Origin of the sequence: Acinetobacter sp. YH16044 (genome assembly GCF_013417145.1) — a bacterium.
Classification (GTDB): domain Bacteria; phylum Pseudomonadota; class Gammaproteobacteria; order Pseudomonadales; family Moraxellaceae; genus Acinetobacter; species Acinetobacter amyesii.
On sequence record NZ_VPEK01000004.1, the window covers coordinates 102,772 to 116,228 of the forward strand.

General features: G+C 42.1%; 10 protein-coding genes. 4 read left to right on the forward strand and 6 right to left on the reverse strand.

All coding sequences use genetic code 11. The features are described 5' to 3' along the window. Positions 1-13 precede the first annotated feature (13 nt). On the reverse strand, positions 14-316 hold the full coding sequence (locus tag FTV38_RS04380) for a hypothetical protein (RefSeq protein ID WP_180021574.1): 303 nt from the start codon (positions 314-316) through the stop codon (positions 14-16). Positions 317-658: 342 nt separating this feature from the next. After that, positions 659-2,482 carry an acyl-CoA dehydrogenase C-terminal domain-containing protein gene (locus tag FTV38_RS04385; RefSeq protein WP_180003419.1) on the reverse strand — a complete coding sequence of 608 codons (1,824 nt, stop codon included), beginning with the start codon at positions 2,480-2,482 and terminating at the stop codon, positions 659-661. A 231-nt stretch (positions 2,483-2,713) separates the two neighbouring features. On the opposite strand from FTV38_RS04385, the gene FTV38_RS04390 reads away from it, so the two are divergent. Then, on the forward strand, positions 2,714-5,224 hold the full coding sequence (locus tag FTV38_RS04390; RefSeq protein WP_180021576.1) for a hypothetical protein: 2,511 nt from the start codon (positions 2,714-2,716) through the stop codon (positions 5,222-5,224). Between the two features lie 86 nt (positions 5,225-5,310). Here the strand turns inward: FTV38_RS04390 and aroE are convergent, their stop codons facing one another. From aroE to hemF, 3 genes are all read right to left on the reverse strand, one after another. After that, positions 5,311-6,099 (reverse strand): shikimate dehydrogenase, encoded by a 789-nt coding sequence (gene aroE / locus FTV38_RS04395; protein ID WP_180021578.1) that lies wholly within the window; start codon positions 6,097-6,099, stop codon positions 5,311-5,313. Positions 6,100-6,201: 102 nt separating this feature from the next. Continuing rightward, complete coding sequence (locus FTV38_RS04400; RefSeq protein WP_078189308.1) at positions 6,202-6,423, reverse strand: hypothetical protein; 222 nt, start codon at positions 6,421-6,423, stop codon at positions 6,202-6,204. Positions 6,424-6,652: 229 nt separating this feature from the next. Beyond that, positions 6,653-7,594 carry an oxygen-dependent coproporphyrinogen oxidase gene (hemF, locus tag FTV38_RS04405; RefSeq protein WP_180021580.1) on the reverse strand — a complete coding sequence of 314 codons (942 nt, stop codon included), beginning with the start codon at positions 7,592-7,594 and terminating at the stop codon, positions 6,653-6,655. A gap of 277 nt (positions 7,595-7,871) precedes the next feature. On the opposite strand from hemF, the gene hemN reads away from it, so the two are divergent. Next, positions 7,872-9,245, forward strand: coding sequence for an oxygen-independent coproporphyrinogen III oxidase (gene hemN, locus FTV38_RS04410; RefSeq protein ID WP_180021581.1), 1,374 nt, complete (start codon positions 7,872-7,874; stop codon positions 9,243-9,245). A gap of 94 nt (positions 9,246-9,339) precedes the next feature. On the opposite strand, the gene ribA is transcribed toward hemN, so the two are convergent. Next, positions 9,340-9,942, reverse strand: a complete 603-nt coding sequence (ribA, locus tag FTV38_RS04415; RefSeq protein WP_180021583.1) for a GTP cyclohydrolase II — start codon at positions 9,940-9,942, stop codon at positions 9,340-9,342. A gap of 311 nt (positions 9,943-10,253) precedes the next feature. Between ribA and dxs the strand changes: the two genes are divergently transcribed. After that, the gene (gene dxs / locus FTV38_RS04420; protein ID WP_180021585.1) at positions 10,254-12,164 is read left to right on the forward strand and encodes a 1-deoxy-D-xylulose-5-phosphate synthase; all 1,911 of its coding nucleotides are present in this window, start codon (positions 10,254-10,256) and stop codon (positions 12,162-12,164) included. Positions 12,165-12,276: 112 nt separating this feature from the next. After that, on the forward strand, positions 12,277-13,107 hold the full coding sequence (locus FTV38_RS04425; RefSeq protein WP_078189303.1) for an inositol monophosphatase family protein: 831 nt from the start codon (positions 12,277-12,279) through the stop codon (positions 13,105-13,107). The last annotated feature ends 350 nt before the right edge of the window (positions 13,108-13,457 follow it).

The following is a 13,457-nucleotide window of genomic DNA, read 5'->3' on the forward strand; positions in this document are numbered from 1 at the left end:
TTTTTAATTTAGCTTAACGATGTTTCGGTGGCATTGGCGGTAATTTATGCTGCGAAACAGGTTTGTGTTGATTGCCTTTAAAAGCTACTGCCTTATGATTTTGTTTGGCAAATTTTGCATGAGCTTGTTGATGCTCTTTTTTCACCATTTGCGGCCCAGCAGGTTTGTGATGTGTTGCTTTAGGCGGTACAGGTTTTTTATCAAAGTGTGCAGCAGGTAGCGGATTTTTATGATCGAATGCAGGCGCTACCATTGCAGACATTGTCGCAGTTGTTGCAATCAGACCAATCATCAATGAAGACATCAATTTTTTCATGGTTACGCTCTCTATGAATCAATGAAGTCATCATAGGGGGAGGCTATGCAGAAGATATGAAGTTGTATGAGATACAAATGTAAAGCTAAAATTATGGAGTTAAATTTACTTTAAGTATTTAATATTTATTAAATAAAATTATGTTTTAGCGATAAGGTGTTCTATTTTTGTTGAAAAATACAACAATATTTCTCCATATAAAGTTCATCGTTATACATTGTTGTTACCTCATGAAGAAATTAAGAATACTACTCGTAATTCCTATAGATCAAAATTAAAAGAGAAGACAAAAAAGACCGCCGAAGCGGTCTTTTTATAGAGTCATTTAACTCGGTTTAAAGCTTAGTAGTCAAAGCTAAAGTGTTCAGGAGCCAAAGAAGTCATGGTCTTCGATGGGTTAACCATTGCTTCAGCGTGACCTTGTGAGCGTGGTAATAGACGTTCAAAGTAGAAGTCAGCCACTTTGATTTTTGCTTTATAGAACTCAGGAACTTCTGCACCATTGCCTTCTGCTAATTTTTCAGAAGCTACGGCAGCTTGTTGTGCCCAGAAATAAGCCATCATCACGTAGCCAGAGAACATCAAGAAATCGACAGAAGCAGAAGATACGATGTCACGGTCTTTACGTGCTGCAAGCATGATACGAACCGTTAATGCATTCCACTGTGCGCAAAGCTTCGTTAAGTCCCACGCAAAACGACGCATGTATTTGTTACGTGCATGTTGACCACAGAACTTCAAGATTTCAGCTGTGTAGTCACGAATCACTTTACCTTTAGAGGTCAGCAGAACTTTACGACCAATCAAGTCTAGTGCTTGAACACCGGTTGTGCCTTCGTAGAGAGTAGAGATACGTGAGTCACGAACAATTTGTTCCATGCCCCATTCTTTAATATAACCATGACCTCCGTATACTTGCATACCATGGTTTGCAGCTTCATAACCCATTTCGGTTAAGAAACCTTTGAGAATCGGGGTGTAGAAGCCTAAGTGGTCATCATGTGCTTCAAACGCTGCTGTATCACCGCGGGTTAAAGCATCAGTCATTTTGTCCGCAATTTGAGCTGCATAGTAAATCATTGAACGGCCGCCTTCAGCGATCGCTTTTTGAGTTAAAAGCATACGACGTACGTCTGCATGGTGAATAATCGCATCGGCTACTTTTTCAGGATCTTTTTTACCTGAAAGTGCGCGCATAGACATACGTTCTTTGGCATATGGAAGAGCGCCTTGGAATGCCAATTCAGCATGTGCAATGCCTTGGATCGCTGTACCAATACGTGCAGTGTTCATAAAGGTGAACATTGCGTGTAGGCCTTTGTGTTTTTCACCGATCAAGTAGCCAATGGCATTATCAAAGTTCAGCACAGCTGTTGCCGAAGCACGGATCCCCATTTTGTGTTCAATCGAACCACACGTTACAGGATTGCGTTCGCCCACAGTACCATCTGCATTCACAAGGAATTTTGGAACGATGAACAATGAAATGCCTTTGGTGCCCGCAGGTGCATCTGGAAGACGTGCAAGAACGATATGCACGATGTTCTCTGTTAAATCATGCTCACCCGCAGAGATGAAGATTTTTGTACCAGAAATTGCATAGCTACCATCAGCTTGAGGTTCCGCTTTGGTTTTTACCTGACCTAAGTCGGTACCGCATTGAGGTTCAGTTAAGCACATGGTGCCTGACCAAGTTCCAGCAACAAGGTTCGGTAAATATTGGTTTTTCTGTTCTTCTGAACCAAATTGTAGAATGGTGTTGATACAACCTACGCTGAGACCCGGATACATTTGGAATGACCAGTTTGCTGTACCCATCATTTCAGATTTGATGAGATTCAACGACTGTGGCAAGTTTTGACCGCCAAATTCTTCAGGGAAAGACAGACCTTGCCAGCCACCCTGTACAAATTGGTCATAGGCTTCTTTAAACCCTTTTGGTGTTTTCACATCACCATTTTCAAAATGACAGCCTTCTTCATCACCCGTTTGGTTCAAAGGCGAAAGGATGTTTTCACAAAAATCCGCTGCACCTTCTAAAATCATGTCGACAGTGTCTGCATCAGCAGCTTCACCATTAGACAAAGTTTTGTAATGTGCTGGGTAATCGAGCACTTCATTCATTAAGAAACGAATATCGTGTAAAGGCGCTTTATATGCAGGCATAGTCTTAATCCTAATATCTAAATTTTTTTGGATTATCTGTATTGATGATTTGATTATTCATAATTTTATCCAAAAAAACATTGATGAATACGCCCTTAAAAAATGTCAGAAAGGCGAATTGTAATATTTAACCAACATGTGAAAAATAAACTTCTGATAGACTTGATGTTGATCTTTTGATCATTTTTTTCTTTTAATAAATCATAAAGAACTTAGGTCTTTCGTACAATTATGCGATTAAAATATATAACACTTTGTTTACTGGGTTTGAGTATTACTGGGTGTGCTCAACATGTCATAAAAACCAATTCAACGGATCAGTCTCTCGGGCAACAAGCCACTCAAGGCTTAAACGCAATGTTTGAAAATGCCAGTTATGACATGAAAGGGCAATTTTCAATTCAGACAGATCTTCAGTTCGATGAAAAAAAGCCTGAAACCAAGTCAAAGCCTGCGATAAGCACACAGCCAGAGCTGGATCCTAAACTTAAAAAACAACTGGATCAGTTGATTAAAACCCAAAATATTCCGTTTAGCCAAAAAGAAAAGAAACAGCTCTATCAAGCCATTGCCAATGAATCGATCCCACCATCAGCGCGCTATAGCGATGAAGAGGATGGCGTTTCTCCGCAATCTAAAATTGCTCAATCACTGCTGAATGTATTGAATGATTTACAGTTTAGCTATAGCGGTTCAGTACATTTTAGAGAAAAACTTGCTGCCTTAACCTTGCAATTGAGTTATCAAAAACCGACCTTGCAGGTGAATGCACAGTTGCCGATGATCATTGATTTTAATCAACATAAATTTTATACCAACTACTTTGCGTTCATGCCGTTTATGGTGAATCGCGAAAGCCAAAGCAGCTTGGCTTATGTGGATTTTTCAAAACATAAAGAGACGATTGCTCAGTACGATTTGAAAAAATTTGCTGACTATTTAAAACAGATGAATGCTTTGCCCTATGTCTTGGCAGAGCCGAATCAAGTGCAAAATATTGCTTTAACACGTGATGAAAAAAATGCAGGGCTGACTAAAAAAATCCGCTATGTGGGTGATCTCGATGCGCTTTACACCCAGCTTGAACTTTTTGATTTTGTGAACGCCAACTATTACACCACGCAAATCAAAGGTCAGCGTAATAGTGACGTCGAGCAAGATGAATCTGTGGACGCTGCTGTGCATCACAGTGCTTCCGAAGAGGCGATGGCTGCGGCTGAAGCGGCGGGAGGGACTGCAGTAGCGGCAGCAGCTGAGGATGAAGACTATGATGCGGCTTATGCATCTGTTGAACGTGTGAATGAGCTGCTCAATGCGAAAATGCATGGCCTGATGTATCACCAACACGAAACTGAAGAAGAACAAACGTCTTCTGCAGCTGAATCTGCTGAATACGCGATCGATACTGCAAGTGCATATGCGGAGGCGACCGCGGCTGATGACGAAGAAACCTATAGTTCGGATACTGAAGTAACCGAAGCTTATGCGGTTTCCGAAGAAGATGATGAAACAGCGAATTTATCTGAAGAAGTCTGTCAGGCCTTGATGAACACCAAACAGGTGCCGATTGGTAAAGTCACACTGTGTCAGGATTATCAAGATGTTCGGGTGATACCGCTGCAAGAAGATTCTGTACCATCGGCCTCTGCTGCGGACGCATCCAATACAGATTCAGAGATTTCGGACGCTGTTGAACAGTTAAAGCCGGTATTCCAGCAATATCAAAGTGAACAACTTGTCGATGTAAAACAATTCCAGCAATTATGGCAAAAGCATCAAACTGAAATTGCGCAGGTGCTGAATGCACAGGATAAATCATCTTCGAATGTTGTGATGGATGTAGGCTTAGATCACAAAGGCCGCGTCCAAGTAATGGACTATCAATTGGCCTTTAATGAGCCACGTTTAGGTCAATTAAAGCTGAAAAGTAGCAACCAAATCTTGAATTATGGCAATGCGACTAAAATTGATCGTCAAGCCATGAAACAGGCAAAATCCATTGAGGAAGTCAGTAAAGATTCACTCTTTGAAAATATGTTGAAAGGTCTGCTTGCACCAATCACGGGAAATGATCCTCTGCTTGTTGAAGCAGAAACTGCATCGGTCGATGATGTCCGTGCTGCAAATGAAGAAATCGAACTTCCTGAATATCTAAGTATTGTAGCTTTGCAAAGTTATAAGCGCCATCAATCTGAAGTGAAAGCCTATCAAGCGGCATTTGTCGTGGCATTTGCTAACTATCGCGCTCAGTATGTGCGTTATTACTCAGTCAATGATTTGAATGAAATTGCTGAAGTTTATGCATATCGATTTGTTGATGGGTTAAAAGAACCAACAGGCAATGCGCTGAAACGTTTAAATCAATTACGTGATAAGCATGCTTTACATCGCTATCAAGACTTTGATGACTTAGGTTCTTCGGTCAATCATTATGTACAGTCGGGGATTGGTGAGTACAAAGCTCAGGTTGAGTGGAAACAATTGCAAAAAACCTATAAGACTGATCAGGCGATTTTTGCACATTTATATCAACAAAACTTTTTAGCTAGCTATGAACTGGAAGGAACTGAAAAAGCGCATTTGGTGAAAGCATCAAAAATCTATGCGCAAGCCTTTGCTGATGATATCAAAGGAAAATTATCAGAAGCGTCATTGCAAGGCCTAGCAGCAGAACACGAAGAGTTGTTCAGCCAATCGGCTTATTATGAGACCTATAAGGCGATACAAAAACACAAGAACTAAGTTGGATCAAAAAAAGAACCTCAATTGAGGTTCTTTTTTTAGGTGTTTAGCCTGCTCAGAAAGTGAATTGAGCAAATCATTTTGAATTATAGAAAGTCTTTTAGATCAGGTTTGACGCCATTCCAAATGGAAAAAGATTCGATCGCTTGACCAACCAACATGCCAAAACCTTCTGAGGTTGGAACATGGCGTGCTTTGGCTTGATCCAAAAATGTCGACGGCTTGCCATAGGCCATTTCATAGGCGTGCGTGAATTGTAATGCTTCAGGCAAAATTAGCGGATCACCCGTTAAGCTTGCCGATGTGGCATTAATCACCAGATCAAATTGACCTGCTAAGTCAGTGAGGGCAATGGCTACAAGTTCGGCATTGGGGACAGCAGTTTTTAAGTCAGCGACCAATTGTTCAGCACGCGCTAAAGTACGGTTGGCAATGACGATTTTTTTGGCCCCAGCTTGTACCAGCGGATAAATCACGCCACGTGTTGCACCACCTGCACCAATGATCAATATATCGCTCTGTTCTAAATTCCAATCTAAGGCATGAATGGCATTCACCAAGCCTTGACCATCAGTATTATCACCGTGTAATTGACCATCTTGCATCCAAAGTGTATTGACCGCACCTGCAATTTTGGCACGTTCAGTCAGGACGGCACATTGTGCATAGGCTTGTTCTTTAAACGGAACAGTGACATTCATACCGATGCCACCTTCGGCAAAGAAGGATTCGACACTGTGCTGAAAACCATCGAGTGGCGCAAGTCGTTTGCTGTACTGAATGTCGAGGCCTGTTTTTTCAGCGAAGGCATGATGAAGTTCAGGTGAGCGTGATTGTTCAATCGGGTTGCCAATCACGGCAAATTGTTTGCTCATTGCACAGCGTCCATGTAGATGTGAAAGAGCAGACAATATACGCCAAATCTGATGATGGCTAAAGTTCGGGCAGTCTTAAAATCGTGAAATAAAGGGGGGAAATTAAGGATTACAAATATCTAAGACGCTTTGAATCAAGATGCTGGCAGCACTGATGACTAAACCAATCAAGGCAACCACCATGAAGCCAATAGCCAAATTGTCATTCAAAGAGGTTTCGGAAAAAATATTAGTACTGATAGCGCTGATCAGCACAACAGCAAAGCTCCAAAACACCAAGGCAGTAAGACTGACTGCTTTTTTATTGAGTGTTTGATGTGTCATGTGCGTTGTACTCCGTACAAGAAAGTTACAGCCATGAGTTTATTGACACATTGTGCAATGACATAGCGTAAAGCTGTTTAAAAGATGTGTCATTGTTGAGCAATCTGATTACAAAGTAAATGCTTAAAAAATTTATTTATGCATCAAGATATTACATACAAATGAATACTCTATTCATCAGGCAATAAAAAGCCCCTGACGGACAGGGGCGAATACATGTATATCCGTTTTATTTCAGCGTATTCAGCCAATCTTGCGGTTTTAAATAAAAGTCGGTGAGCTTTTTCTCTGGAGAATTTTCTTCCCATTCAGGACGATATGACCAGCCCGCCAAAGGTGGCATACTTACTAAAATGGATTCAATACGCCCACCAGTTTGTAAACCAAATAAGGTGCCACGGTCATACACTAGGTTATATTCAACGTAACGACCACGACGGTAAAGTTGGAAGTCTCGTTGTGCTTCGGTATAGGCTTTGTCTTGGTTTCTTTGGAAGATCGGTAAAATTGCCTCTAAATAACCATTACCGACGGCCTGCATATATTTGAAACAGGTTTCAAAGTCCCATTGGTTGAGATCATCAAAGAATAAACCACCCACACCACGTTGTTCATCACGGTGTTTGAGATAGAAATAGTCATCACACCATTTCTTATGTTCATCATAGAGCGTATCGCTAAATGGGGCACAAAGATCATGGGCAGTTTGATGCCAAGACAAGACATCTTCATCATTTGGATAAAATGGAGTGAGGTCAAAACCACCGCCAAACCACCAAATCGGATCTTGTCCTTCTTTTTCCGCGACAAATAAACGCACATTGGCATGTGAGGTTGGGACGTTGGGGTTTTTCGGGTGAATTACCAATGACACGCCCATGGCTTGCGCTTTTGCACCTGCAATAGCGGGATGGCGTTCAGTCGCTGAGGCAGGTAATTTTGAAATGTTGATGTGCGAGAACATCACACCACCTTTTTCAATCACCGTCCCATTTTGAAGAACACGTGAGCGACCACCACCACCTTCAGGGCGTTCCCAGTCATCGATCGCAAATTCGGCACTTCCGCCACCAGCACGTTCTTGCTGTTCCAATGCGGCACAAATCCGTGCCTGTAAATCGCGAAGGAATTCATCTACACGTTGAATATCGGCTGAAGTTGGATTCTGCATGGTGACCTTTATTAAAATAATTTAAAGATAAGTGTCATCAAAGCATAAATTACGTGAAAACTTAAGGCATTTTTCCCGATACTCAGCATCGGATCTTTGCTTGAACTTCAGAAATCTAACGATTAAACAAAAAGATCATGCAGAGTTAGCAGCAATCACTCAGGCTGAAATTGGGGCTATTCCGACAAATTTGCTAGGTTGAATTCACTTCTGAAGCTCAGCACAATAATCATAAGGTAGATTTAAATTGAATCTCATTGATTGAAATGGTGCATCGATGTCTCAGCAGGCGAGTTCTTTAATTCAAAAATATAATGTACCGGGTCCACGCTATACCAGTTATCCAACCGTGCCGTATTGGGAGGAAGCTGAGTTTTCATTGCAACAGTGGAAACAGGGCTTGAAGCGATCATTTGATGAGACTAATCACAGCGAAGGCATCAGTCTGTACATCCATCTGCCATTTTGTGAAAGCTTATGTACGTTTTGTGGCTGCCATAAAAAAGTCACGAAAAAACATGAGATGGAGCTGCCTTATATTCAGGCTGTACTGAAAGAATGGAACTTATATTGTCAGCTCTTGGTCGATCGACCAATAATTAAAGAAATTCATTTGGGCGGGGGAACACCTACCTTCTTTTCTCCTGAGCATCTTACCCAGTTGATTCAAGGGATTTTAGCGCAGGCAGATATTGCTGATGCATATGAATTTAGTTTTGAAGGGCATCCGAACAATACCACACGTGAGCATTTACAAGCCTTGTACGAAGTTGGGTTTCGACGCGTGAGTTATGGGGTGCAGGATTATAATGAAAAGGTGCAAAAAGCCATCCACCGTATCCAGCCCTTTTCACATGTTGAACAAGTAACACAGTGGGCACGTGATATAGGCTATACCTCTATTTCGCATGACTTGGTTTTTGGTCTGCCATTTCAGGATTTAAACGACGTGTTGCATACCATTGAACAGACCAATCGTTTGATGCCAGATCGTCTAGCCTTTTATAGCTATGCACATGTGCCGTGGATTAAGGGCAATGGTCAGCGTGGGTTTAAAGATGCCGATGTCCCGAAAGATGATTTAAAGCGTCAATGCTATGAAGAGGGTAAAAAAAAGTTACTAGCGCATGGCTATCATGAAATAGGGATGGATCATTTTGCATTAACCCAAGATCCGATGTATCAAGCTTTTCAGCAGGGCAGTTTGCACCGTAATTTTATGGGCTATACCGCATCGAAAACCCAAGTAATGATTGGTCTCGGCTTATCTTCGATCAGTGATAGTTGGTACAGCTTTGCACAAAATGAAAAGAAAATTGAAGACTATTATGCACGTTTAGAAGCGAATGAAATTCCAGTCTATCGGGGGCATGTGCTGACAGATGAGGACTTAATCATTCGTAAACATATTCTCAATTTGATGTGTACCTTCCAAACTTCTTGGGCAGGTCCAGAAATGCAATTTCCTGAGCTTGATGAAGTATTAGCGCAATTGGCTGAAATGCAAGAAGATGGCTTGCTCGAGATTTTTGATCAGCACATTCAGGTGCGTGATGCAGGCAAGCCGTTTGTCCGTAATATCTGCATGGCTTTTGATTTAAGATTAAAACGTCGTGTTCCTGAAAATCGTATTTTTTCGATGACGATTTGAATTTTCCCTAACCCCTCTTTAATAAAGAGGGGGAAGCCTCCCTTTTGTAAAGGGAGGTTTGGAGGGATTAATTTATGGAGAATTTAAAGGATTTTTAAAAATCGTCCTTTTGATACATATGCGACATACGATCATGTTTGGTTTTTAAATATTGTTCGTTAAAGGGATTTAAACCCACAGTCAGCGGAACACGATCAACGACATTCACCCCTTGCGCTTGGAGCGCTTCAATTTTTAATGGGTTATTGGTAATGAGACGCACAGCCGTAATATTGAGATGATTCAACATGATAGGACACATATCATAACGACGTGCATCGGCAGGAAGATCCAATAATAAATTGGCATCCACTGTGTCATGACCTTGGTCTTGTAGGGCATAGGCACGGATTTTATTGGTTAAACCAATACCGCGACCTTCTTGGCGTAAATATAAAATCACCCCTTGACCCGCTTCATTAATTAATTTTTGGGTGGCTTGAAGTTGTGGGCCGCAGTCACATTTGAGTGAAGCAAAGGCATCACCAGTCAGGCATTCGGAGTGGATACGTACTAAAACAGGTTCAGTGGGAGCTTGTTCTAGTCCTTTAGAGAGTGCGACATGTTCTTCACCGGTTTCAGGATCCTGAAAAACCGTAATATTGAATTCACCAAAAGCGGTCGGTAATCTTGACGTTGCGACAAATTCTATAGGCACTGCTTAACCCGTTTATTCGATTATAAATTGGCTAAAGTATAGCGTAATGCTTGGACATTGGTAGAATTGCAACGACGAATTTATGCAGAACATTTTCTTTTTTGTATAAAGCGAACGATAATAGTTGATAAATAGGAAGATTATTCAGGATAATCTGACTCATTCAAAATCTCCCCAACGAGATCATTGCTAAAAATTACATCGCTACAAGTTTGGCTGATTGTAAGGTGATACAATTCGACGATATGATCGAGTTACCCATTTAGACCGAGCTTAGGAATTTGCCAGGCTTTAGAAGGCTTTGCCACATTATGCTGTATAAAGAAATACCATCTCAACGCCCTGTAACACCGTTGCTGGATACGATTAACCATCCTCAACAACTTCGTTTACTCGAGCGCAGCCAATTAGAGCAAGTGGCGGATGAGTTACGTCAATTTATTTTGTATGCGGCCGGACAAAGTGGTGGGCATTTTGGTGCCAATCTTGGGGTGATCGAATTAACCGTGGCATTACATTACTGTTTTGAAACGCCACGTGATCGTCTGATTTGGGATGTGGGTCATCAAGCCTATCCGCATAAAGCCTTGACCGGTCGTCGTGAACAATTAGTGACGATTCGTGCCAAAGATGGTTTGGCTGCGTTTCCTGCCCGTGAAGAATCTGAATTTGACACCTTTGGCGTAGGCCATTCATCAACAGCGATTTCTGCTGGTCTTGGGATGTCATTGGCACGTCGCTTCAAGCAAGATCCCTGTCATGTGGTTGCAATCGTGGGTGATGGCGCGATGACAGCGGGCATGGCTTTTGAAGCCATGAACGATGCGGTGGCACACAATGCTGACCTCATGGTGGTATTGAACGACAACGATATGTCGATCTCATGCAGTACTGGTGGTTTTGCTAAGCATTTGGCTGCGATTTGGGAAAGTGGTCAATCGGTGAATATTTCTGAAAATGGCGAAGCCTATATTCAACCTCATCCTGAATGGGCGTATAACTCACGCCTACATTGTGCTGCGACCGATGCTGCAGACAACCTATTTAAAGCCATTGGCTTTGACTACTTTGGTCCTTTTGATGGGCACGATGTTGAACAATTGACACATGTGTTTGAAGCCTTAAAAAAACGCAGAGGCCCACGTTTAGTGCATGTCTATACCAAAAAAGGTAAAGGCTTTGCACCTGCCGAAGCAGATCAAATCAAATACCATGCCATCAGTAAAGTGAATGCACCCGTTGCAGTGGCAACTGCACCGAAATATTCAGATGTTTTTGGTCAGTGGTTATGTGATGAAGCTGCACAGGATGATCGTTTATTGGCGATTACCCCAGCGATGTGTGAAGGTTCAGGCATGGTGCAATTTGCCAAGCAGTTCCCTGAGCGTTTTTTTGATGTTGCCATTGCAGAACAACATGCGGTGACTTTGGCTGCGGGTATGGCCTGTGAAGGGGTAAAACCGGTTGTTGCAATCTATTCAACCTTCTTACAACGTGGTTATGACCAGCTGATTCATGACGTTGCTTTGCAAAATCTTGATGTGACATTTGGTATCGACCGTGCAGGTTTGGTTGGTGAAGATGGCCCAACGCATGCCGGTGCATATGATTATGCCTTTATGCGTACCGTGCCAAACATGGTGATCATGGCGCCGAAAGACGAAAATGAATGTCGTCAAATGTTGCATACGGCTTATTTGTATAAAGGCCCAGCGGCGGTACGTTACCCACGTGGTAATGGACTGGGTGTTGAGATTCAGCAAGAGATGACCGAGCTTGAAATTGGCCGTGGTGAAATTCTTGCAAACTTCAATGATCAGCAAGAGGACACCATTTCTATACTGGCATTTGGTAGTCGTGTTCAAGCGGCACTAGAGGCAGGACAGGCTTTAGCGACAAAGCTAGATGTGGCTGTACGTGTGATTAATATGCGCTTCGTGAAGCCATTAGATACACAGTTGATCGATCAAATCGCAGCAAGTACGCAACTGTTTGTGACAGTTGAAGAGCATGCAGTGATGGCGGGTGCGGGCAGTGCAGTGAATGAATATTTAGCCCAAGCAGGCGTGGTTAAGCCGGTGCTGAATTTAGGTTTAGCTGACGAGTTCATGCATCAAGCAACACATGCTCAAATGTTGCATCAGGCTGGATTGGATGCTGAAGGCATTAGCGCTTCTGTGACACAAAGCTGGCTAAAACATAAGCAAACTGTGGTTTGTTGATTTTCTAATTTTTAGAAACATTTTTTCCCTAAAAGCCCTTATATTTGATAAGATATAAGGGCTTTTATGCATTATTCTTTATCAGTATCTTCAAATTTGTAGTGGGTGTTCAATGGAACCTATGGTGGTTATGGCTGCGCGTGCGGCTCAATTAGTTGGTCAAGAGCTTTTAAAAGCGCATCAAAATCGTCATAAACTCGATCTACAAGTCGAAGAAAAAGGAATTGATGGTCCAGTAACGCGTGTAGACCGTTATTTGGAACAATTGACTATCGATACCCTACGTAAAAGCTATAAAAATCACAGTTTCCTAGGCGAAGAGTTTGGTCTTCAAGAAGGCAAAGGTCACGACGCTGATTGGTGTTGGATCATCGACCCACTTGATGGCACATTAAACTTTGTCAATGGTGTTCCACATTTCTGTATCTCTATTGCAGTTCAACATAAAGGTGTAACTCAACACGGTGTTATTTATGACCCTGTGAAAGATGAGTTGTTCTCTGCAAGCCGTGGTCGCGGTGCGATGATGAACCAACGCCGTATTCGTGTAAATGTAAAAGACAGCTTAGAAAACACTTTCCTTTCAGTGGGTCATGCGTATCGTAAAATTCGTAATGGCGAAGTGGTTTCTTATGCGAAAAACCATTTCAACTCATTGTTAAATGTGACTGAAGCCGGTGCTCAATACCGTCGTTCAGGTTCTGCTGCTCTTGATCTAGCATATGTTGCTGCAGGTCGTTTCGATGGTTATTTCGAACTTGGTTTGAAACCTTGGGACATCGCTGCAGGCGAACTTATTGTGAAAGAAGCGGGTGGTACTGTGGTTGATGCTCGTGGTGGTAACGACTCAATGGACAATGGTCAAGTACTTGCATGTTCTATGAAAATGCTTAAACCACTTATGCAAGCTGTTGTTCCAGCTTGGGGTGAAGCTGCTAAATAATAGAACGCTTAGTTCGAGTTTATTGACAGAATAATGAAATAAAGCCCTCTTTATGAGGGCTTTATTTTTGTCTAATCGGTCAAAAATAATAGTTAAACACCTATAATTTAAAGCTTCTTACAAAAAATATTCTGAAGTTGACTAAAACAGGTGACATTTAAAAACTTTCTGCTATAATCCCCGCACGCACTAAATTTCGTTCATTACCTGAACATTCTCTTCTATCATTGTGTATGCGCGTTCCGGTCCAAAGAGAGGACGATATTTCGCGCCCCACCCAATCGCTAAGCGATTCCTTCAGGTTGCGGCTGTAATCATGTGTGCGTTATACGCATCGTCGTTCTCGGATC